The sequence below is a fragment of the Mucilaginibacter gynuensis genome (assembly GCF_039541195.1).
In the GTDB taxonomy this organism is placed as follows: Bacteria; Bacteroidota; Bacteroidia; order Sphingobacteriales; family Sphingobacteriaceae; genus Mucilaginibacter; species Mucilaginibacter gynuensis.
The window spans coordinates 183,861-205,394 of the sequence record NZ_BAABFT010000008.1; the positions used below are offsets into that span (position 1 = coordinate 183,861).

Below are 21,534 nucleotides of genomic sequence, written 5' to 3' on the forward strand. Positions count from 1 at the left end.
CCTCCCAAGGGAGGGAATCGCACATTGCCCCGCATTTCTTATCTCTTCCAAATACCTTCGGTGATAACACCGACCACTGGCATTATTCTCGTCCCCTTCTACCTTGCCTTTCTTAGCATTCAAGCCAAAATCAAATCATACTAATTTATTTAGCAAAATATCCTTATATTTAGCGCCATCTAATGGCGGCGTATACCTTAAACCCTGATCAGCAAGCGGCTTTTGAAACTATACAAGAGTTTTTGAAGCACCCTACTACCAATATACTGGTATTGAGGGGTTATGCAGGTACCGGTAAAACCTTCCTGATGCAGCACCTGTGCAACTGGCTGGAGAAACGCGAACAGAAGTTTTGCATGCTGGCTTCTACCGGCCGCGCGGCGAGCGTATTAAAGGGTAAAACAGGTTTCACTACCAAAACAGTACACAGCGAACTTTATAATTTCAGTAAGATTGACGGTATTGAGGAAAACTCAAAGACCGACAGTAAAATTAACAGCAATGGCCAGATGACGCTGCAATTTTTGCTGCGTGCACCCGATGAAGATAAAAAGCTTTATATAGTTGATGAAGCCTCCATGATGTCGTGCGAAGTATCGAAAGATCAGGCTTTCGCTACATTCGGTTCGGGTATTTTACTTGATGATTTTTTTGAAGTAGCCGGCCAAAACAAGATCATCTTTGTTGGCGATCCGTGTCAGCTGCCCCCGGTCGGGCAGGCTTTTAGTCCGGCTTTGGATGTAAACTGGCTTTCGGCTAAAGGACTTACCGCTATGGTGGTAACGCTGACCAAAATAGAGCGCACCAATGCTGATAACGGCATCCTTACCCTTGCTACCTCTATCCGTAATATGAGCACGCAGGATATCCCGGCGCGTTTTCCTCAATTACCTGCCCGCGATCTGAATAACATCAAACTACATTTTTCGGATAAAGATATCTTTCATCATTACGTACAAAAATATAAAGCCACCGGCGCCAATAAAACGCTTGCCATAGCCCGCAGCAACGCGCTGGTACAAAACATTAACAAAGCCATGCGCAGGGAACTTTACGGCTCGGTCGATGCGCCATTGCAGGAGGGCGATATATTGTTGGTAACGCAAAACAACTATGCCGTAGCTTTAACCAATGGTGATTTTGTGGAGGTGCTGGAACTTGGCGAACTAAAATACCGCTCGCACCTCGTGTTTCAGCAGGTGCGCATTAAGGCGCTGGCATCTGACAAAGAAACTACCATGCTCCTATCCATGGATGCCCTGGAAAGCCCGAAAGGTGGTTTAACTAATGATCAGTCGCAGTTTTTGCTAATGGATTTTAATAAGCGTATGCGGGCTAAGAACATAGCGCAAAACTCCGAAAAATATAAAAAAGCCATGCGCGACGACGAGTACATGAGCAGCCTCAAAGCATCGTACGGTTACGCCGTAACCTGCCACAAAGCACAAGGCGGCGAGTGGGACGACGTATACCTGTTTTTGGAAAGTAAAATGTATGGCATGCCCCATAACGAACTTTGCCGCTGGTGGTACACCGCCGTAACTCGCGCTAAAAAGCAATTAAACCTGGTAAACGGTAGTTGGGTGGCTTAATATTTATCCGCTTTCGGAGACTTTCTTATTCCTCCCTCGGGAGGAGTGTGGTGGGAATAGCGGTGGCAAGGAGGGGTTTGTACGGCAGTGGATGAACCCCTCCCTACACCCTCCCATGGGAGGGAATCGCACATTCCCCTACTCTTTTATTCCTTCCGAATTTATGTATTTTCTTATTCCTCCCTTGGGAGGAGTGTGGTGGGAATCGCGGTGGCAAGGAGGGGTTTGTACGAGCAATGGATTAACCCCTCCCTACGCTCCCATGGGAGGGAATCGCACAAGCCCATTACTCTTTAAATGTTCTTCCGAATGTCTGTATTTAATACTCCAACCACTTCTTCACTTTCAGGTTGGCGGTATCGCCGTCCTTGTATTTGCCTTTTTCCTGGTTTACGGCGCGTAGTTGGGTGTGGCCGTTGTGCAGTATCAGGTCTTCGTAAAAACCTTTGAAAAGCACTTGCTTTACCGTCCAGTCTTTATGGGTTAGGCTGTGGGTAATGGTTACCCATTCGGGATATACTACCACGGTACTTTTATCTGCATTAATTCCACAGGCTTTTGCTTCAGCCGCGTCCATCACATTGCAATTGGTGAGTAGTTGGGCGGTATACAGATATCCCGGATTGGCATACAGCGCTTTCGGAATACCCTTTTCCAAAATCTCGCCATCCTTTAGCACGATCAGCTCATCGGCCATGGAAAGTACTTCGGCAGGATCGTGCGATACCATGATCACTGTAATGCCGGTATCTTTAACAATCTGCCTGATATCCTGCTGCAACCCTTCCCGGAAAGAGGTATCTACCTGATTAAAAGGTTCATCAAGCAATAAAACTTCGGGTTGCATTACCAGCGCGCGGGCTATGGCTACACGCTGCCTCTCGCCGCCGCTAAGGTCTACCACCTGCTTGGTGGCCAGGTGCAGCATATTGAGCTGGGTAAGGACATTTTCAGTTTTTTCTTTTTTGGCTTGCAGGTTGGTATTGGGCAACAGCGAGGCTACGTTATCCCAAACCTTGGCAAAGGTGTTCAGATCGTCGGTATGCTGGGTTACCATCTTCATGGAGTCGTGGCCGGGGATCAGCTTTTCTTCGGGTCCCCAAACACGTTCATCCTTAAAGCGGACTTCCCCTTGTTCCGGACTTATCAAGCCAAACAACATGCGCAGCAAGGTACTTTTACCACTGCCGCTGGCACCTATTATGGCCGTAATTTTTCCCTGCTCAATATCAAGGCTTATATCTTTAACACCCGCCGCGCGTACACCCGGGAAAATTTTACTTATCCCCCGTGCCTGCAAAAAAGAAGTTTCCGTCATCAGCGGCAAATATACGGAGAAAGGTGAAAGGTAAAAGCTTAAAGCCGAAAGCTTAAAGGAGAAAGCGAAAAGGCTAAAGGTAAAAGGAGAAAGCTTAAAGCGGAAAGCCGAAAGCTCTTTAATGCCGACGCTTGGCTGCGGCCAAGTGTCAGCTAACCCGCGGCGTCTCGCCGCAATCATATATCTGTAATACGTAACGGCCGGAGGCCGGGTAATAGTGGACACTTGGCCGGAGCCAAGCGTCTGGACTAATCATTAATAAAGAAAAGGCGGAAAGGTTAAAGGCACAGGCGTATCCAACCAATTCCTTTAACCCTTCCGCCTTTCGGCTTTTAGCTTTAAGCTTTATCCTTTCAGCTTTTACCTCCCAATTAGAATCCTATAGTAGCGCCTATCATAAAGCTCTTAAGGCCTTTTTGGGCGGGACTGTCGTCGAACATATCGTTGAAGTAGTATTTGGCGAACATGCCTATGCCTCCGTAGCCTATACGGGCAAATGCACCGTATTGTACTTTGGCCAGGTTAAAGCTGGCGGTGTATTTCTGCTCGCCGTTCTCGGTGCTTTTTTGCCTGGTGGCTCCGTTCATCAGGAAACCCATCAGCGGACCGCCCGCCAGGTGGAAGCGGTGGCCATGGTTGTCATTATGGCTTCTCCAGTAAAAAGTAAGCGGAATGCGCAGGTAAACTGATGAAAAGCTATTTTTTTCGTAATCAATATCATCTGTAGTGTAAGTTAGCGATGGTTGGAACCTTTTTATCGATACATCTTCGCGCAGGCGGTAGCTTGTCCAGTCGAAACCACCGGAAGCGTATATTTTAAATGAGCTGCTGAAGCGGTAACCGATCTGTACGAGGTCTAACCCGAAGTTGCTGCTCTTCCATGAGCGATATCTTAAAAATTGGTTATCGGCCGATAGCTTAAAGCTTCCGTTATCAATCAGCGTAGCAAAACCAATGTCGATACGTGAAAAAGCGAAGCCATAAGAAAAGCCGGGCTGTTTTGATGGCGTTTTTAATGTATCATGATTATCGGTACTAAAGCTGAATTTAAAGCGACGCTTTTTGGTGCGGGTAGTATCCGAATGTTTAGTGGTATCGGTAGAAACAGTAGTTATAGTGGTGGTAGTAGTAACAACGGTATCTGTTTTGGTTTGCGCGAATATGGTCGCCGTAAAAAGCATTGCAGCGATAGTAAAAATTATACGTTTCATATATGTTGGATATTATAGGTTGTTATTTGTCTTCGTTTTTTATTTTGATGATGCCGAGGTTGATGCCTGTAATAGCGCCGTCGCCATCTTTAAATTCAATCAGTTTATCTTTACGTTTATCAATTTTCGCTATCAGGCTGTTCATAAATCCGCCAAAGCCCCTTTTTTTCTTTTTAACAGGTTCCTGCTCGGTCGCTTGTTTTTCGGTTGCGGGCGGTGTTGTTGAAGCCATTACAACAGGCTTTGTTTTAAAAGGTTCGGTTTCGGCAGAAATTGTTTTTAGCGACAGCGCGATATCCGTATCAGGTACCACCGGGTGTAATGTTTCCTCTGGTTTAGCTGTGTTTGCTGCCAACACAGGTTCCTGCTCTGTAACTACCGGCTGTACAGGTGTATGAGCAAGCGCTTTTTCTGCGTTAACTGTATTGGTTTTCACTTTCGGTTTTACAGTTTTAGTAGCCGCTATGCTTTCAACGGGTACCTGTTGTTTAACCACAGGTTGTACAGGCGCTATTACCTTTGCCTGCACAGGAGTATTGTTTACAGGTTGAGGCTTTCTGCTCACCTTGGTTTTCACAACCTGCTGATTGGTTACTTTTGGTTTACCGGGCATAAATAATATACTGGCGGTTAGTAATACCACTATGGTGGCCGCTATGCTTAGGTAAGGTTTTAAATTCTTCTTTTTGTCGCTATCCAGTTCGGCGGCAATGCCTTTCCACAGATCGTGGGATGGCTCCATTTCAAAATCATCCAATTTCGAATGGAAAAAAGCGTCCAGTTCTTTATCCTGCATATTCATATCTTTTTCCCTCACTTTTTGCAATTAACTCCTTCAATATAGTACGCGCTCTCGACAGCTGCGATTTCGATGCGCCCTCGGTGATGCCCACAATTTCGGCTATCTCCTTGTGCGAATAACCTTCCAGGGCATACAGGTTAAATACCATGCGATATCCCGGGGCCAGTTGTTGTATCATACCCATCAAATCGCGGGCATCCAAATTGGCATTGGCTACAGCGTTAACCGATGGCTCCTGCCCTGTACCTTCCACATCAACCACTTGCAGCATTTTATGGTGCTTGCGGTAGTACTCGATAGAGCTGTGCACCATAATACGCCTGATCCAGCCCTCGAAAGAGCCTTCGCCGCGGTAGTCATCCAGTTTCTTAAAAACCTTTATAAAACCATTCTGTAGCATATCTTCGGCCTCCATCTTATCGGTAGCGTAGCGCATGCATACCCCCAGCATTTTCGAAGCAAATTGTTTGTAAAGCATTTCACATGCTTTACGCTCGCCCGCCTTACAGCGTTTGATCAATTCCTCAATGGTATAAGTTCGCTCCAAAAACATCATTTAAAGGTAAGATGAATGTTTGGGCTAAATGGTTGCATGCGGGTGAAAATAATTTTTAATAAAATTAAGAAGACCGATTTATATGAAAAGGTTGTAAAGGGAACAGCAACCCTACGATCTGAAAATTAGAGATATGGAGATTTTATTGAGGACGGATAAAACTGTAACTATTTCTTCTCCCTGAAATACTTATAGATCTTCACTGCCGACATGATGATGAGCGAGAATACGATAATACCTACTACACCGAAGATCCAGTTCAGCGAGCTTTTCAATACTACCAGAAACACGATAGCGAATAACAAAATGGTAGCCAACTCATTCCATAGGCGAAGCTGGGTGGAAGTCCACTTGAAGATGCCTTTGCGCATCTGTTTCATTTTGCTCTGGCAAATGTGATGGTATACCACCAAACCCAATACAAAGGTGAGTTTAAGGTGCATCCAGCCTTGGTGCAGCCAGGCAGGCACCAATACCAGCATGGTGATACCGGCCGCTATAGTAATGATCATGGAAGGTACGGCTATCACATACCATAGCTTGCGCTCCATATCTTCAAACTGTGCGGATAAGATCTTTTTTTCTACGTCCGACTTATCCTGCGCCTCGGTGTGGTAAATAAAAAGGCGCACAATATAAAACAGCCCCGCCATCCAGCAGACCACAAAAATAATGTGTATGGCTTTTATATAATCGTACATAACCCCCCAGCCCCCTGAAGGGGGAGCTTTTTGATATGCAACACCTCATCTGTTGTTTTAAGAGATGAGGTGCGCAAAATTTAATATCTAAATTCTTTTATTACTTCTACCGCGTATTTCACGTTATCAAACGGAATATCGGGCATAATGCCGTGGCCAAGGTTGAAGATGAAACCGTTTTCGCCACGCATGCGCTCGAAAAGGCGGTGGATCCTGTCTTTGATCACTTTTTTATCGGCATATAAAATGTGCGGATCAAGGTTACCCTGAACGGCTATACCTTGCGGTAAACGCTTCTTGATATCCAGCAGGTCAACATTCCAGTCGATAGAAATTACGTCGGGTTTAGTTTCGGCCATTAAGGGCGCGAAAACCGAACTGCCCTTGCAGAACGATATCACCGGGATATCTTTCCTATTCAGTCCGCTGATGATCTCGTTGATATAGCGGTGCGAAAACTCGGTATAATCATCCCAAGATAAAGCCTGTGCCCAGCTGTCAAATATTTGCACGGCATTTACACCGGCATCTATCTGCATGTTCAAATAGTCAACCGTTACCTTGGCAATTTTAGCTAAAAGCTGATGCGCCAGTTCGGGTTCGTTATGCAGCAATAATTTGGTCAGCTTAAAATCTTTCGACGAACCGCCTTCTACCAGGTAACTCATTACCGTAAACGGCGCACCTGCGAAACCTATTAACGGGATACAACCATTCAGGCGTTGTTGAATCACTTTAATGGCATCGGCTACATATTGCAGCTTATCGCCTACTTCGGTTTGTAAAGCGTCGATATCGGCCTTGGTACGCACCGGGTTGGCAAACTTAGGACCAACACCCTGGGTGAAGCTCAAATCGCCGCCCATGGCCTCGCCGGTTACCAATATATCCGAAAATAAAATGGCGGCATCAATACCCAGCAAATCAACCGGCAGCATGGTAACATCAGCGGCAATCTCGGGGTTTTTGCACATTTCCAAAAACGAGTAATTGTTTTTTATTTCCCAATACTCTTTCATAAAACGACCAGCCTGGCGCATCATCCACACCGGCGGACGCTCTGTTTTATCTGAAAATGCGGCTTTAATAAATAATGAATCTCTCATGCAAATATGTTGAGCGGCTTTAAAAATGCAGGCCGCTGCTTATCTAATTAAATTGAACAGCCCTTTGCTGTTAGTGTTTTTTTATTTCGTAATGAAGTGTTTTAAGCACCTCTTTCATTTTAGCGGTAATATTATCCTTATGCTTATCGGCCAGTTCCATATAGGCTTTGGCCTTTTCAAAGTTACCCGTGCGTATGTTGATATTGGCCACATGCACCAGTGCCGCCACATGATCGTTAACCGTGCGCAGCGGATATAGCGCGGCTATTTCATAATGCTTTTCGGCATGCTCGTAATCGCGGCGTTGCAGGTAAATGCCTCCCAGTATAAACTCATAAAAACCACGGCGCTTTTTACTTAGCAGGTTAGGGTTTTTAATTTGTTGCAGCAGTTTTTCGGCTTTTTCATACTCCTTATGGTGAAAGTGTTTAGCAGCCATAATAATAGTGCCCTCTTTAAAATACCCCCACACCAAAAAGCCTATCATCAAAAACGCGGCAGCGGCCAGCGCATACGTGTGGTAGTATATAAAAACACCTGCCAGCAGTAAGAAAATGATCGAAACTATTATCCTTGCCTGGTTGGTAAACATTAATGCTGCGTATCGGTAAATTTATAACCTACACCACGTATAGAGTGGAAGTAAACCGGGTTTTTAGGATCCGGTTCGAAATACTTACGGAAGGTGAGTATAAAGTTATCAATAGTACGGGTTGACGGGTATACGTCGTAATTCCATACGGTTTCCAAAATCTGCTCGCGTGATACAGCCTCGTTACGACGCTCAATCAGCAACTTCAGCAGCATGGTTTCTTTTTTAGTAAGCGGGGTGATAGAACCATCCTCGTTAACCAGCTCAAATGAGTTGAAGTGAATGGTTTTTTCGCCAATATGGTAGCTGTTAAACTCTTTCAGGTCGTCGCCTTTCAAGCTGCGTTTCACCAGGTTGTTCACCCTTAAAATCAGCTCTTCCAGGTTGAAAGGTTTGGTCAGGTAATCGTCCGCGCCTTTTTTAAGACCGGCTATCTTATCTTCGTTAGTATTTTTAGCGGTAAGGAACATAATAGGCACCTCGGTATTCTCCAGCCTGATGGTTTCGGCAACCACAAAGCCGTCAATTTCGGGCATCATTACGTCCAGTATCACCAGGTTAAAGCGCTCCTCTTTAAATAATTGCAGGGCTTTTTTACCGTTTTTAGCGGTAGATACTTTGTAGCCTTCTAATTCAAGGTTAAGTTTAATGGCTTCAAGCAGGTGCTCTTCGTCTTCAGCTAATAAAATTCGTTTTTTGTTTAGCATTTCTTTTTAATTTAGGTTAATCCAAAAACAACTTCAAATACACTACCTGCCGGCCTGTTATCTCTTACCTTTATAGTTGCTTCGTGTTTATCAAGTACTTGTTTAACAATGTATAAGCCTAAGCCTGTACCTTTGGTATTGCGGGTATCCTCGCTGCCTACGCGGTAAAACCTATCGAAAATACGGCTTTTTTCCTCATCGGGGATACCAATGCCATGATCGGCCACCTGAAAATATATTTTATCGTCCTTTCTGAAAAGTTTTACAGAAAGCGCTTCGCAGGGGCGCGAATATTTTACGGCGTTCTCAATCAGGTTGGTTACTACCGATGTAAGGGCGAATTTATCGCCGGTGATCTCAATTTTAGGTTCTATCTCGGCATCGATGATCTGCTGGTTGCAATCGCACTTGCTGATCTGTAACCTGTTTACAGTAGTATCAACCAGGGTTGATAAGTTGAAACTCGCCTTAGGGAAACTATATGAACGGTTCTCTATTTTTGAGGCCAGCAGCATATTCTCTACCATATCGTCGAGGCGCTCAATATCATTTAATGATTTATCGATAAAATCGAGCGTTTGCGCCTTGGTAAGGTCGCGCTTTTGGATGGTTTGCAGTAATAGTTTGATAGAGGCCAGCGGCGATTTAAGTTCGTGCGTAACAGATAGCAGGAAGTTCTTTTTCTGCTCCTGCAACTTACGTTCCTTATTTACCGATTTGTGCATGTTATAGGCTCCCAGCAAAAAAACCACCACAAACATGGCACCTTCGCCCAGTATCATACCGAAACGGGCAGGCTGTAGCCTTACCAGCATGTAGCCCCACCAAATAAGCTCGGCTACCGCGTAAATAATAATGGCGTAAAATATGATCAGCGATCTTTTCATCTTCTATCGGTGTTGTGGTTCGTGTGGCCGGGTTTCGGCACGGCTATATCAACCGGCAACAGAAACCCTGTAACTCGAACCCCGTAACATTTATTTATCCCTGAAAACTACATCAAGGCTATCAAATATAGCACGTTTTGTTTTCTCTAAGTCTATTTTGGTATGGGCTGCTGATATAAAACCAACTTCGTAACCCGATGGGCCTAAATATACGCCACGGTTAATTAATTCGCGGTGCAGCTTTTTAAATTTTTCCATGCTTGCAGGGTCAATATCTTCGGCCTTGCGAATATCTTTATCAGTAAACGCGAACCAAAATATTGAACCGATGGTAAACACCTTGAATTTATAATTACGTGCCGTAGCAAAACGTTGTACAGCCTCGGTAAATTCTTCGGTTTTGTTGTTAAGATCGCGATAGAAGCCTAAACGCAACAGCTCTGTTAACTGCGCTATACCCGCTGCCATAGCTACCGGATTGCCCGACAACGTACCCGCCTGGTAAACCGGCCCTTCGGGCGATATATTGCTCATTACCTCGGCCGATGAACCGTAAGCGCCAACAGGCATACCGCCGCCGATAATTTTACCGTAAGTAATAATATCCGGCTTAATTTGATAGTAACCCGCAGCTCCCTCAAAACCAACACGGAAACCTGATATTACTTCATCAAATATCAACAGTGTGCCGTTTTGGGTACATACATTGCGCAGGTATTGTAAAAACTCTTTGTGCTGCAGCAGCAAACCGTTGTTGGCCGGTACCGGCTCTATAATTACAGCAGCTATCTGGTCTTTAAAATCTTCAAAGGCTTTTAGCAGCGCTTCTTTGTCATTTAGCGATACCACAATGGTTTCGTCGGCAAAGGCCTTCGGGATGCCTGCCGAAGAAGTTTCGCCGAAAGTAACCAGGCCTGAACCTGCTTTTACCAGCAGCGCGTCAACATGCCCGTGGTAGCAACCTTCGAACTTTAATATTTTGTTACGTTTGGTATAACCGCGGGCCAGCCTGATGGCCGACATTACCGCTTCGGTACCCGAGCTTACAAAACGTATTTTTTCGATGTATTTATTGTGCTTCAGTATCAGTTCGGCCAGCTCGTTCTCCAAAGCTGTAGGCGCGCCGAACGACATGCCGTTCTGCATTACCTCTATCACTTTTTCGCGCACCTTGGCATTGTTGTGCCCTAAAATGAGCGGTCCCCATGAGCAGCAGTAATCAACAAACTGGTTACCATCGGCATCCCATATCTGGCTGCCATCGCCTTTTTGTATAAAAAGCGGGGTACCATATACCGATTTAAATGCCCTTACCGGCGAGTTTACACCACCCGGAAAGTACAGCTTTGCCTTCTCATACAATTCGGCAGATTTTTCACGGCTGATGTCGGGCTTGCCCGTAGTACTTACCGGCTCTTCACCCTCTCCCGAAAATATCTTTTTAAATGAATCGAACATCTTTTTATAAGTAAAAATTCAAAATTCAAAATTCAAAAACCCTGCGCTTACCGCCGGTATTGAATTTAGTATATTCACTGTAAATCAAAACCCTGTAGGTTTTTTTGATTTACAAATTATGCTATAACCATTTATTTTCAAGCACCTCTTTTGCATGATACGTAAGTATCGATGTAGCGCCTGCACGCCTGATGCTTAAAAGCACTTCGGTAATGGCGCGTTGCTCATTTAACCAGCCATTTTGTATAGCCGCTTTAACCATGGCGTACTCGCCGCTTACGTTATACGCAGCTACCGGCAGTTCGGTATCGTCTTTTATCAGTTTTATTACATCTAAATAAGCCAATGCCGGTTTCACCATTAAAAAGTCGGCGCCTTCGGCTTCGTCAAGTCTCGATTCAATAAGGGCTTCGCGCTGATTAGCCGGGTTCATCTGGTAGCCTTTTTTATCGCCAAACTTAGGAGCCGAATTTAAGGCATCCCTAAACGGACCATAAAAAGCGCTGGCATATTTGGCCGAATACGACATGATGGATACGTGTTTAAAGTTGTTCTCGTCCAGCACCTGCCTGATGTAGCCTACCCTGCCGTCCATCATATCCGACGGAGCAATAATATCGGCACCGCTTTGCGCGTGCGCCAGTGCCATTTTGCCCAATACCTCAAGGGTTTCGTCGTTCAGTATCTCACCGTTCTCTACAATACCATCGTGCCCATCGCTGCTATATGGATCCATCGCCACATCGGTAACTACGCATGCCTCCGGGAATTGTTTCTTTACCTCGCGTATAGCACGCAGGTACAGGCTTTCTTCGCGGTGACTTTCGGTTGCATATTTATCTTTCAGCGCCTCCTCAATATTAGGGAACAGATCGAAAGCGTTTAAGCCCAGCTTCATACAGCTCTCAATCTCTCTCAATAAATTATCAATTGAATAACGGAAAATACCGGGCATTGAAGCCACTTCGGTTTTTTTGTTATTGCCTTCAATAATAAACAACGGAAAAATAAGATTAGCCGCGCTCACATGCGTTTCCTGCACCATTTGGCGTATCACTTCACTTTTCCGGTTCCTTCTTGGTCTTTGTAGCATATTTCCCCCCACAACCCCCTAAAGGGGGAGTTTTTGAACGTCTTATTTTATAAATTAATATCCCTTACTAATTCCCCCTTCAGGGGGTTAGGGGGATTATATCCCAAACACAGCCTCTGCCAGCCCTACTTCATCGGGCGAGAAAGGCAGTATGTATTTTACACCCATTTCATCAAACTTGCGACCGGTTGATTTGCCTATCGCAATAATCTTTTGATTTGGCTCCATCAGGTTATCGGCAAAATAAGCCTCCACGTTTGATGGACTGGTGAATATCATTACATCGGCAGATGTTGCCTCTACGTTTTCTTCCAGCACGGTTTCATAAACCGGCAGATCAATGATCTTGGTATCGGCAGATAAACCTTGCTGAATGCTCCGCATTGGGCTTGCCGCACCCGGGAACGCCACTGTTAGGCCATTGGCCAGTTTGGCAAACTCGGCAGCAACATCGGCGGTATCGGTACCCTCGCCGGTATAAGCGGCAAAGTGCCCGTTACGGCGCAGAGTATCTTCCGAACCCGAACCCATTACACCAAATTTTATCTTTTTAGGCAATTGCGGGTTCAGTTTAAAAAAGTATTCTACCGCGTTTTTGCTGGTGAAAAATATCCAGTCGGCATTACGCAGTATAAACGAATCGAGTTTGGTAATAACCGCCACGGTGCGTATCAGCGAACGGGCTTCGATCTCTATCTTATTTTTCTCCAGCGCTTTGCGGAAGTAGCTTGTTTCAGAAATATCGCGTGAGATGAATACCTTACCCGGAAATTTACGGGCGGCATCAAATTTGGCTACCACTTTGGCTGCAAGGCCTTCGGTAGTATCGGCCTCTAAATATAACCTGTCGGGGAAACCATCGCCGGTTTCGGCCTTTGAAGTGAACACCTGGTATTTACCATCGTCTTTACGGCAATAGCAGCCTAAAGGCAGGTGGCAACCACCGCCAAATAGTTTAAGCACAGTACGCTCAACAGCCAGTTCTTCGGCTACATCGTTATGGTGCAAAGCTTGCAGGGTATCAAATAATTCTTTGTTGCTTTCGCGGATCTGTATGGCCAGGGCACCTTGCGCGGGCGCGGGAATCAGTTCGGTTGGGGTAAGTTCTTCTACGTGAAATTCACTCAAATCTAACCCTAAACGACTAACACCGGCTTTGGCCAGCATAATAGCGTCGTAGTTTTCGTCGCGCAGTTTACCTATACGTGTAGGTACGTTGCCGCGCAGATCGTCAATTTCCAGATCGGGGCGAACGGCCAGCAATTGGGCTTTGCGCCTGTTTGATGATGTACCCACCATACCACCGAATTTAACCGACAGCTTTTGGCGTACATCCACACAATCTTTCAATATCAGCAACAATTCCGACGGATCTTCACGTTCAGATACCGCCGCTATGATCAATCCAGGAGGATTTTCTGTAGGCAGATCTTTATGTGAGTGTACGGCTATATCAATAGTGCCGGCTATCAGTTCTTCTTCTAATTCTTTAGTAAAGAAGCCTTTGCCTTCCAGTTTATCAAAACTTAGGTTGAGTATTCGGTCGCCCTGTGTTTTAATGATCTTTAAATCGGCCTTTACGTTGATAGCTGCAAGGCTGTCCTTAACAAAATTTGCCTGCCATAGTGCAAGGTCGCTTCCGCGGGTTCCTATTATGAGTGTTCTGTCCAAAGAGATCATGTATTTTCAACCGCAAATTTAACTTTTTATGGGTATGTATTATGCATTAATTAATGATATGAAGTTTAGCTGACTTTGGCACAGCACCATAGCTCAATGATAGTTAGCAAAAAGCGGCAGGCTAAAACCTGACGGTTTAATGAGCACCCCTAAATTGTTGGGCATAAATATTGCCTGCCGATAATGAGCAATTGAAACACAAATGCACTTAGTGTATACTTTACATTATTAAAAACATTAAGTATATTGCAGTTATGAAAGGTACCGGCTATATATTTATACTTATCCTTTTGTTTGCTGCCTGCACGGGCAACAGGAAACCCGTATTAAAAGCCGACCTGAAAGATAGTGCCCGGCATTATCTTATTAAAACGCTCCCCAACCCGGCAAGCTATAAACCGTTAGCCTATACCGATTTCGACAGTATTTTTTATTCGTACCGTAACGACAAAACCTATATGCGGTTCGACGATTCGATAATGGAGGTAGAAGCCGTACGTTTTAGGGATATGGGCGAAAACTGGAACTTGTTTCTGGAAAGGAAGAATACCGGCTTTTACGATAAAAAGCAAGCGTATTTTAAGAAACTGCGCGATAGCGTGGCCCGTCACGTTCAGCCACGTTTCACAGGTTACAAACTCAAACACCAGTTTAAAATTGCCGATACCACCACCGGCGACACCGTTTTAAACACATACGTTTTTTGCTTTGATACCGATGGCAAGCTGACCAACGTTTTAAAGTAGGCCGACATTAAGTTCGTATCATTTCATCGTACAAATTCAACATCGCTACGTAAGGATCACCGGGCAGATTAAGAAGCTGGGCGAAAGCAGGTTCGGTTTTAATGCCCTGTAATTTAAGATCGATCACTTGCCGGCGGAAAGCTTCGCCATGCTTTTGGAGCAATAAATACTCAACAATCATGTGGCGGTATGCCTCCTGATCTTTTACGGGTCGGCTTTGTCCGAATACCTCTACCTCAAAATCCCGGATAAAGAAATTGCAGATCACCGTTTCAATACCTTTCACTATGGTTTGCTTTATCAAGAATTGCTCTTGCATAGAGAAAACGGCGACCAGCGTATCCATGAACACATTTATATTGTTATAGCAACACACCATATCCAGATCACTGCCGGGCACAGCTATATCAATAGGGATTGTCCCGGTTAATATCGGCGAAAATGATGCGAGTTGTTCCAATATCCGATATTCTGTTAATACCTGCCAGGCTTGCTGTTGAATGGGGCTGCCTGTTTTAAGGTAATCAATAGTATCAAAATGTTGAACAGATGCGGGCATGCCACAAATTTAATTATCCTGTTTGCATTTAATAATTCGGCACCCGTCTAATGCAAAAAGCATAAAAAAAGCAGGTGGGCCTTGCGCTTTACCTGCTCTTATAAATTAATTAACTATTAACTGAACAGTTCTTAAATCTGTTAGTTAGTCCAAATTTACTTAATTATAATTTTAATTTAATTATTATATTATTAATTAATAATGAGATTTATATTGGGATGACAAATGATTCTTTAAAGTTTTAGAAATGAGGGTGTTTGTACTTTAATCAGCGTATGTCTGCTCTTGGGCGCAGGGCCCCCTTACTTTTGTAGCCACAAAAGGGCTTGTCCAGCAAAAGGCTTCTTTGCCGCACGAGGCCTTCCCTGCAAAACGTGCAGAACTTGGGGCTGGAACTTTTGCCCCGCCGCTCGCTTCCCTACGCACATGCAACAAGTTCACTATGCCCGCCTTTACGCTCTTGGCCACCACAGTTCTGCCCGTTTTCGGCCGAAGCTGTTTGCTGACGGAAAGCGTGCTTCAGCTTTGACAACTTTTAAAAAGTTGTCAAAGCTAACCTACCCGCCGTCGCGAGTTTAGCGATAGCATAACTCGTGATACCGCATGGATTAAGCTTTCAGCTTAAAGGATTATAAAGAAAGCGTATTGTATCGAAAGCTGAAAGCTTTCGCCATGCTTAGTCACGAGTTACGGTTCCCTAAACTCGCGACAGTTGAAGATTACTCCTTTTTTTGGTTAAAATCTCCCCGTACTCTGCGAAAAATTCTCCGCATTCCTGCGGTTAAAAAAAAAGGCAATTAGCATAGCAAAGAAGATCTTTCACTACGGTCAAGATGAAAGTGTAGGGGCTATTGCAGGAAATACGTTAGGGATTGAAGCGGATACCGGCCTGTGGTTAAAGCCTCGTGCGCGTATGAGCGTAAAGCCCGGCCCGAAGGGAAACGCCCAAAACAATCTATAGCAATAATAAATATTACCGATGCTTTGCCGCGATGCGCTTATTAAAAAAAATTGATTGTAAAAAAGCAGACTAAAATAGCTAACCCGATCTATCAGTTACCGTTGATCAATATATCTTTCGCCATGATCATGGGTACACTGATATATTTTTTCTCCATATAGTTGATCACCTTTTCCAGTATCTCGCGCGATTGCTCGTCCATGTTTTGTACTTCGTCAACAAACACGGTGTTCAGGGCGCTGTTGCGGATCTCCTTAATTTTTTCGGGAACCTGGCGCATGGCTATTTCCACGCGGCGTTGTCTTAACTGCTGCCAAAACTCGGCTATGTTTTGCTCAATGATTGCTTCGGCATGTACCAGTTCCTGGTAGCGTTCCTGAAGGTTCTTTTTAGCAATTTCGTTAAGTGAGTGCACCTCAATAAAGTTCACCGGGAATTTTTCAAGTACTTCCGGGTCGGTATCGTTTGGTACGGCAAGGTCAACTATGGTTTTACGTCCGGTTTCGCCGTTTAGCAGCGTGGTATAAATTTCGGGCGTAATAATAGGCTGCGTAGCTGATGTACAGGTAATGATCACGTCAAAACCTTTGTCGTAAGTCTTCAAATCATCCAGACTAAAGTATTCGCCGCCCAGGTCAACAGCCAGTTGAATGGCATTTTCAACAGTACGGTTAAATACCGCGAAATTGCTGAACTTATGTTTTTGAAGATATTTTGAAATATTGCGGTTGGTTTCGCCTGCGCCGATGATGAGGATACGGGCATTTGAACACAATTTAAGATCTTTTAATTTACGGTAAGCAAGAGATACTACCGAGATGGGGTTTTTAGAGATATTGGTGTGGGTATAAACCTCTTTGGCTGTTTTTACCACACAGTTCATTACCATTCGCAGGTAATCGCCGGTGAGGCCAGCTTCACGACCTTTTTCGTAGGCCTTTCGCAGTTGTGCCAGTATTTCCTTTTCGCCAACTACCAGGCTTTCCAGCGAGCACGATGTACGTAAAAGGTGGTTAACGGCTTCGCGGTCTTCATAAATAGAAGCACCATCGATAAATGTACCTGTGTGAACCGGGCAAAGGCCCATATCCAGCACATCAATAAATTTTTGAGTGAACGCTTTATCTACAGGTTGCTCGGTAGCCATCACAAATTCTACACGGTTACAAGTAGCCAGGTAGAAAATTTCGGATATGCCGAACTGTGTTCTAACCTGCTCAAGTTTATCGGTCAGATCTTCCTGGCAAATCACCAATTTCCCCAATTCCTTCAGCTCGATCTGTTTATGCGTAAAAGCTATTACCTTTAAATACTTCAAAGCAGTTTAAAATTTAACCCAACAAAAATAACAGGAATATTAGCATGCAATGTCAATACTTTGTCAAACAGCCGTATTTAGAATGTTTATAAATAATCCCGCTAATTATTGCCTTTAAAAAGCACTAATCAAGCTATTTTTTGTTTAATACACAAACATAATTGTATGTACAAACTGAAACTACTGAGCCTTACACTACTTATATTACTTTACCTGGCAGCGGGCATCAATCATTTTATAAATCCGGATGGTTACATCCGCATAATACCCGCCTATTTGCCTGCCCATAGTTTGCTTAATTTACTGGCAGGTGGTTTTGAAATATTGTTTGCTCTGCTGCTTATCTTCAAAAAAACGAGGCAACCTGCTGCCTGGGGAATTATACTGATGCTCATCGCTTTTTTACCGGTACATATCACCATGGTTGCCGATGCGCCTTTGCAGGTGGGCAAACTTATGGTAACGCCGCTTATTGCCTGGCTGCGACTGGTGGTATTGCAGCCATTATTGATTTTATGGGCATGGTGGCATACCAAACCGCTGCATAAGCCCCGCAATTACTAAACAAATTACCCGCAGCGGGGTTAATCCATCATACTTAACACGCTATATGGACCTGCAAAGCATTGAGATACGTAACCTGGACGTACAGGATTACCAGGAACTTAAAAAGTCGATGAAGTCGGCCTATCTGGATATGGATGAGGATTACTGGGATGCCAACTCCATCCGTAAACTCATCAAAATATTCCCCGAAGGGCAAATATGTGTTACCGTAAACAACGAGGTAGTAGGTTGCGCCCTCGCGCTGATTGTTGACTATCAAAAGTTTGGCGACAACCATACCTACAAACAAATTACCGGCGACAGCACATTTAAAACCCATACCGATAAGGGTGATGTGCTGTACGGCATTGATGTTTTCATTCACCCGAAACACCGGGGTTTACGTTTGGCCCGCCGTTTATATGAAGCCCGCAAGGCCCTTTGCGAAAAACTAAACCTCAAAAGTATCATCGCCGGAGGCCGGATACCTAATTACCAGAAATTTCAGAACGATCTTACTCCCCGTCAGTATATTGATAAGGTAAAGTATAAGGAGATCTATGACCCTACCCTATCGTTCCAGCTGGCGAATGATTTTCACGTACGGAAGATATTGAAGAACTATATGCCCGAAGACAACCGCTCAAAGGGATTTGCTACGCTGATTGAGTGGAACAATGTGTATTACGAAGAAATAAGCTCGGTAATTAACCATAAAACCGTAGTACGTATTGGGCTGGTACAGTGGCAAATGCGGGCTTACAGCAATATCAGCGAACTGCTTAAGCATGCCGAGTACTTTATTGACGCGGTGAGCGATTACCAGTCGGACTTTATACTGTTCCCAGAGTTTTTCAACACGCCTTTAATGGCCGACTATAACCACCTCGACGCGGCTAAGGCCATGCGCGAGCTGGCCAAATTTACCCAGCCTATTGTGGATGAATTTGCCAAACTGGCCGTATCATACAACGTTAACATTATAGCGGGCAGCATGCCTAAAATAGATGGCGAATCGCTGTATAATGTATCGTACCTGTTCCGCCGCAATGGTAGTATGGAGGAAAGTTATAAGATACATCCTACCCCGTCAGAAATTAGTTCGTGGGGGATGCGCGGCGGCAGCGATATACGGGTTTTTGATACCGATGCCGGTAAGGTAGGCATACTGATCTGTTATGATGTGGAGTTCCCGGAATTGTCGCGCATTTTGGCCAGTCAGGATATGCAGATACTGTTTGTGCCTTTTATGACGGATACTCAAAACGGCTACAACAGGGTTAAGTTTTGCGCCCAGGCCCGTGCTGTAGAAAACGAATGCTACGTAGCCATTGCAGGTTGCGTAGGTAATTTGCCTAATGTAAACAACATGGATATCTCGTATGCGCAGTCGGCGGTGTTTACCCCTTCCGATTTTGGGTTCCCGACCAACGGCATACAATCTGAAGCTACGCCAAACAGCGAAATGATTGTAATTGCCGATGTCGACCTATCCGTACTGGATGCCCTGCACGAGTATGGCAGCGTACAAAACCTGAAAGACAGGCGTACCGATCTGTACAATATCACTTATAATGGTAAAAAAGTGTAAATATGTACTAATAATAATATCATGATCCAAAAAGAACACTTTGTTACCCCGGGCGCAAAAGGTAAGCCCATCGCGATAGATCTTACTTATGACGATCAGTTCAGTAATGCGCCCCTGATCATTTTCGCTCATGGCTTTAAAGGCTTTAAGGACTGGGGTACGCATAATTTGGTAGCGCAGTTTTTTGCCGAAAAAGGTTATCGCTATCTTAAATTCAATTTTTCGCACAACGGCACCACGCCCGAAAACCTGACCGAGTTTGAAGACCTTACCGCTTTTAGCGAAAACACCTTTACTTACGAGCTCGACGATCTGAAACATGTAATTGACTTTGCTTGCAGCGGTGTATTTCCGTCGGTACGCGAGGTATACCTTATTGGGCACAGCATGGGCGGCGGCATCAGTGTAATTGCTACTGCCGAAGATTCGCGCATTAAAAAGCTGGTGACCATGGCCGCGGTAGCTACCTTTCGTAACCTGTGGCCGCGCCAGGCCGAAAAGCAGTGGAAGCTACAAGGCGTAATGTATTTCCCGAACGCGCGTACCGGCCAGGAGATGCCCATAAAAGCGACATTGCTTGATGATTTGGACAGAAACCCTGAACGGTTGAACATCGTACTCCGCGCCGCCGAAATAACCCAACCCTGGCTAATTGTGCACGGCGATGCCGACCCAACTGTAGCCATTGACCACGCTAAAGAGCTGCATGCTGCCCAACCCGAGGCCGAACTGTACTTTATACCCGGCGCCGACCATGTATTTGGAGGCACGCATCCATATTTTGACAAAACTCTGCCAAATGATCTGCTGAATTTTTGCAATCTTGCCCTTGCGTTCTTCAATAAATAATTGTACCACAAGTTGTAGCGCGCTTATTAACCCCCACCATACCCATGAGCATTGAGCACGCTGCCAGGCAAGGCAAAAAGTTTTTAAATACCATACCCACCCATGAGGCGAGTTTGGATAAAATGTGGCCGATACTAAAGTTATACCTTAGCAACAAAGCCGAAAGTGTACCCAAGAAAACCCTTGGGCCATTCAAAACTGATACTTCGGTTTATAATACAGCACCCGAAAGCGGCCTGCGCATCACCTGGGTAGGACATTCGAGCTTATTGATCGAGATAGATGGCAAACGCATCCTTACCGATCCGGTTTGGAGCGACAGGGTATCGTTTAGCCAACTGATGGGGCCAAAGCGTTTTTTTAAACCGCCGCTGGCCTTAAGCGAACTGCCACCGCTGGATGCCATTATACAATCGCACGATCATTACGATCATCTGGATAAAAGCACCATTAAGTTTTTCGCTCAAAAGGATGTTCCTTTTTATTGCTCCGTTGGCGTAGGCCAATACCTCAAAAAATGGGGTATCGATGGCAAACGCATTACCGAACTTAACTGGGGCGACAGCGCCATGATCGGCGATGATTGCCACCTTACCGCTACCCCTGCAAGACATTTCTCAGGCAGAGGCATTACCGGCCGTAACGAAACGCTGTGGTCGTCGTTTGTGATAAAGGGCACTAAGCATAATATTTTCTTCGGGGCAGATTCCGGTCCGTTCCCGGGCTTTAAAGATATCGGCGATGCCTTTGGTCCGTTTGATTTAACCATGCTGGAAATAGGCGCTTATGGTATTTACTGGCCCGATATCCACATGGGCCCCGACAATGCCACCAACGCGCATCTCGCTTTACAAGGCAAAGTAATGATGCCGATACACTGGGGCACATTCAACCTTTCTACACACGCCTGGTACGAACCCGCCGAATGGCTGCTCGACTTCGCCCGCCACAAAGATATCGACCTGTTTATACCCGAACCAGGTAAACCTACCGAGGTGGTTGCCGGGTATAAGTCGGAGTGGTGGAAGAGGTATATGTCGGTATAGTGGAGGTGAAAGGTAAAAGGTGAAAGGCAAAGGTGTTAATAATCAAAACCCACTGCTCATTAACACCTTTGACAGCTTTTAAAAAGCTGTCAAAGGTTATCCTCACTACCTGTCATTCTGAGGAACGAAGAATCTACTTGCGTTTAGTTCTTCGTTAGGAATGGTTGTACTTTGATTGAGCGTTGGTGGATGTTACTTTCTTTTTTCTCTCAAAA

At 44.9% G+C, this 21,534-nt stretch carries 20 protein-coding genes; 6 read left to right on the forward strand and 14 right to left on the reverse strand.

Features of this window, described 5'->3' with window-relative positions; translation table 11 throughout:
• Positions 1-182: 182 nt before the first annotated feature.
• Positions 183-1,592 (forward strand): ATP-dependent DNA helicase, encoded by a 1,410-nt coding sequence (locus tag ABD894_RS16595; protein ID WP_345212185.1) that lies wholly within the window; start codon positions 183-185, stop codon positions 1,590-1,592.
• Positions 1,593-1,911: 319 nt separating this feature from the next.
• Here ABD894_RS16595 and ABD894_RS16600 read toward each other — a convergent pair whose 3' ends face one another.
• From ABD894_RS16600 to hemC, 12 genes are all read right to left on the reverse strand, one after another.
• Complete coding sequence (locus ABD894_RS16600) at positions 1,912-3,090, reverse strand: ABC transporter ATP-binding protein (RefSeq protein ID WP_345212186.1); 1,179 nt, start codon at positions 3,088-3,090, stop codon at positions 1,912-1,914.
• A 191-nt stretch (positions 3,091-3,281) separates the two neighbouring features.
• Positions 3,282-4,121 carry an outer membrane beta-barrel protein gene (locus ABD894_RS16605; protein WP_345212187.1) on the reverse strand — a complete coding sequence of 280 codons (840 nt, stop codon included), beginning with the start codon at positions 4,119-4,121 and terminating at the stop codon, positions 3,282-3,284.
• 22 nt (positions 4,122-4,143) lie between these two features.
• Positions 4,144-4,938 (reverse strand): hypothetical protein, encoded by a 795-nt coding sequence (locus tag ABD894_RS16610; protein ID WP_345212188.1) that lies wholly within the window; start codon positions 4,936-4,938, stop codon positions 4,144-4,146.
• A complete protein-coding gene (locus ABD894_RS16615; protein ID WP_345212230.1) occupies positions 4,907-5,476 on the reverse strand; it encodes an RNA polymerase sigma factor in 570 nt (189 codons plus the stop codon). Before ABD894_RS16615 ends, ABD894_RS16610 begins: the two co-directional genes overlap by 32 nt.
• A 170-nt stretch (positions 5,477-5,646) precedes the next feature.
• Entirely contained in the window at positions 5,647-6,180 is a 534-nt protein-coding gene (locus tag ABD894_RS16620; RefSeq protein WP_345212189.1) for a CopD family protein, read from the reverse strand.
• Positions 6,181-6,260: 80 nt separating this feature from the next.
• Complete coding sequence (hemE, locus tag ABD894_RS16625; protein ID WP_345212190.1) at positions 6,261-7,286, reverse strand: uroporphyrinogen decarboxylase; 1,026 nt, start codon at positions 7,284-7,286, stop codon at positions 6,261-6,263.
• Positions 7,287-7,356: 70 nt separating this feature from the next.
• Positions 7,357-7,878: a tetratricopeptide repeat protein gene (locus tag ABD894_RS16630; protein WP_345212191.1), complete on the reverse strand. Its 522-nt coding sequence runs from the start codon at positions 7,876-7,878 to the stop codon at positions 7,357-7,359.
• On the reverse strand, positions 7,878-8,585 hold the full coding sequence (locus ABD894_RS16635) for a response regulator transcription factor (protein ID WP_345212192.1): 708 nt from the start codon (positions 8,583-8,585) through the stop codon (positions 7,878-7,880). The genes ABD894_RS16630 and ABD894_RS16635 overlap by 1 nt, the downstream gene beginning before the upstream one ends.
• A gap of 11 nt (positions 8,586-8,596) precedes the next feature.
• Positions 8,597-9,472, reverse strand: a complete 876-nt coding sequence (locus ABD894_RS16640) for a sensor histidine kinase (RefSeq protein WP_345212193.1) — start codon at positions 9,470-9,472, stop codon at positions 8,597-8,599.
• Between the two features lie 90 nt (positions 9,473-9,562).
• Complete coding sequence (hemL, locus tag ABD894_RS16645) at positions 9,563-10,930, reverse strand: glutamate-1-semialdehyde 2,1-aminomutase (RefSeq protein ID WP_345212194.1); 1,368 nt, start codon at positions 10,928-10,930, stop codon at positions 9,563-9,565.
• Between the two features lie 121 nt (positions 10,931-11,051).
• Entirely contained in the window at positions 11,052-12,023 is a 972-nt protein-coding gene (gene hemB, locus ABD894_RS16650; protein ID WP_345212195.1) for a porphobilinogen synthase, read from the reverse strand.
• A gap of 96 nt (positions 12,024-12,119) precedes the next feature.
• The gene (gene hemC, locus ABD894_RS16655; protein WP_345212196.1) at positions 12,120-13,703 is read right to left on the reverse strand and encodes a hydroxymethylbilane synthase; all 1,584 of its coding nucleotides are present in this window, start codon (positions 13,701-13,703) and stop codon (positions 12,120-12,122) included.
• A gap of 254 nt (positions 13,704-13,957) precedes the next feature.
• Between hemC and ABD894_RS16660 the strand changes: the two genes are divergently transcribed.
• Complete coding sequence (locus tag ABD894_RS16660) at positions 13,958-14,449, forward strand: hypothetical protein (RefSeq protein WP_345212197.1); 492 nt, start codon at positions 13,958-13,960, stop codon at positions 14,447-14,449.
• Between the two features lie 7 nt (positions 14,450-14,456).
• Here the strand turns inward: ABD894_RS16660 and ABD894_RS16665 are convergent, their stop codons facing one another.
• Both ABD894_RS16665 and hemA read right to left on the reverse strand, forming a co-directional pair.
• Entirely contained in the window at positions 14,457-15,008 is a 552-nt protein-coding gene (locus ABD894_RS16665; protein ID WP_345212198.1) for a DUF4269 domain-containing protein, read from the reverse strand.
• Positions 15,009-16,060: 1,052 nt separating this feature from the next.
• Positions 16,061-17,287 (reverse strand): glutamyl-tRNA reductase, encoded by a 1,227-nt coding sequence (gene hemA, locus ABD894_RS16670; RefSeq protein WP_345212199.1) that lies wholly within the window; start codon positions 17,285-17,287, stop codon positions 16,061-16,063.
• A 165-nt stretch (positions 17,288-17,452) separates the two neighbouring features.
• Here hemA and ABD894_RS16675 point away from each other — a divergent pair, with 165 nt between their 5' ends.
• The 4 genes from ABD894_RS16675 to ABD894_RS16690 are packed head-to-tail and all read left to right on the forward strand — an operon-like array spanning position 17,453 to position 21,319.
• On the forward strand, positions 17,453-17,851 hold the full coding sequence (locus tag ABD894_RS16675) for a DoxX family protein (protein WP_345212200.1): 399 nt from the start codon (positions 17,453-17,455) through the stop codon (positions 17,849-17,851).
• 46 nt (positions 17,852-17,897) lie between these two features.
• The gene (locus tag ABD894_RS16680) at positions 17,898-19,424 is read left to right on the forward strand and encodes a GNAT family N-acetyltransferase (RefSeq protein ID WP_345212201.1); all 1,527 of its coding nucleotides are present in this window, start codon (positions 17,898-17,900) and stop codon (positions 19,422-19,424) included.
• 21 nt (positions 19,425-19,445) lie between these two features.
• Complete coding sequence (locus ABD894_RS16685; RefSeq protein ID WP_345212202.1) at positions 19,446-20,273, forward strand: alpha/beta hydrolase family protein; 828 nt, start codon at positions 19,446-19,448, stop codon at positions 20,271-20,273.
• Between the two features lie 44 nt (positions 20,274-20,317).
• Positions 20,318-21,319, forward strand: a complete 1,002-nt coding sequence (locus ABD894_RS16690; protein WP_345212203.1) for an MBL fold metallo-hydrolase — start codon at positions 20,318-20,320, stop codon at positions 21,317-21,319.
• Positions 21,320-21,534 lie beyond the last annotated feature (215 nt).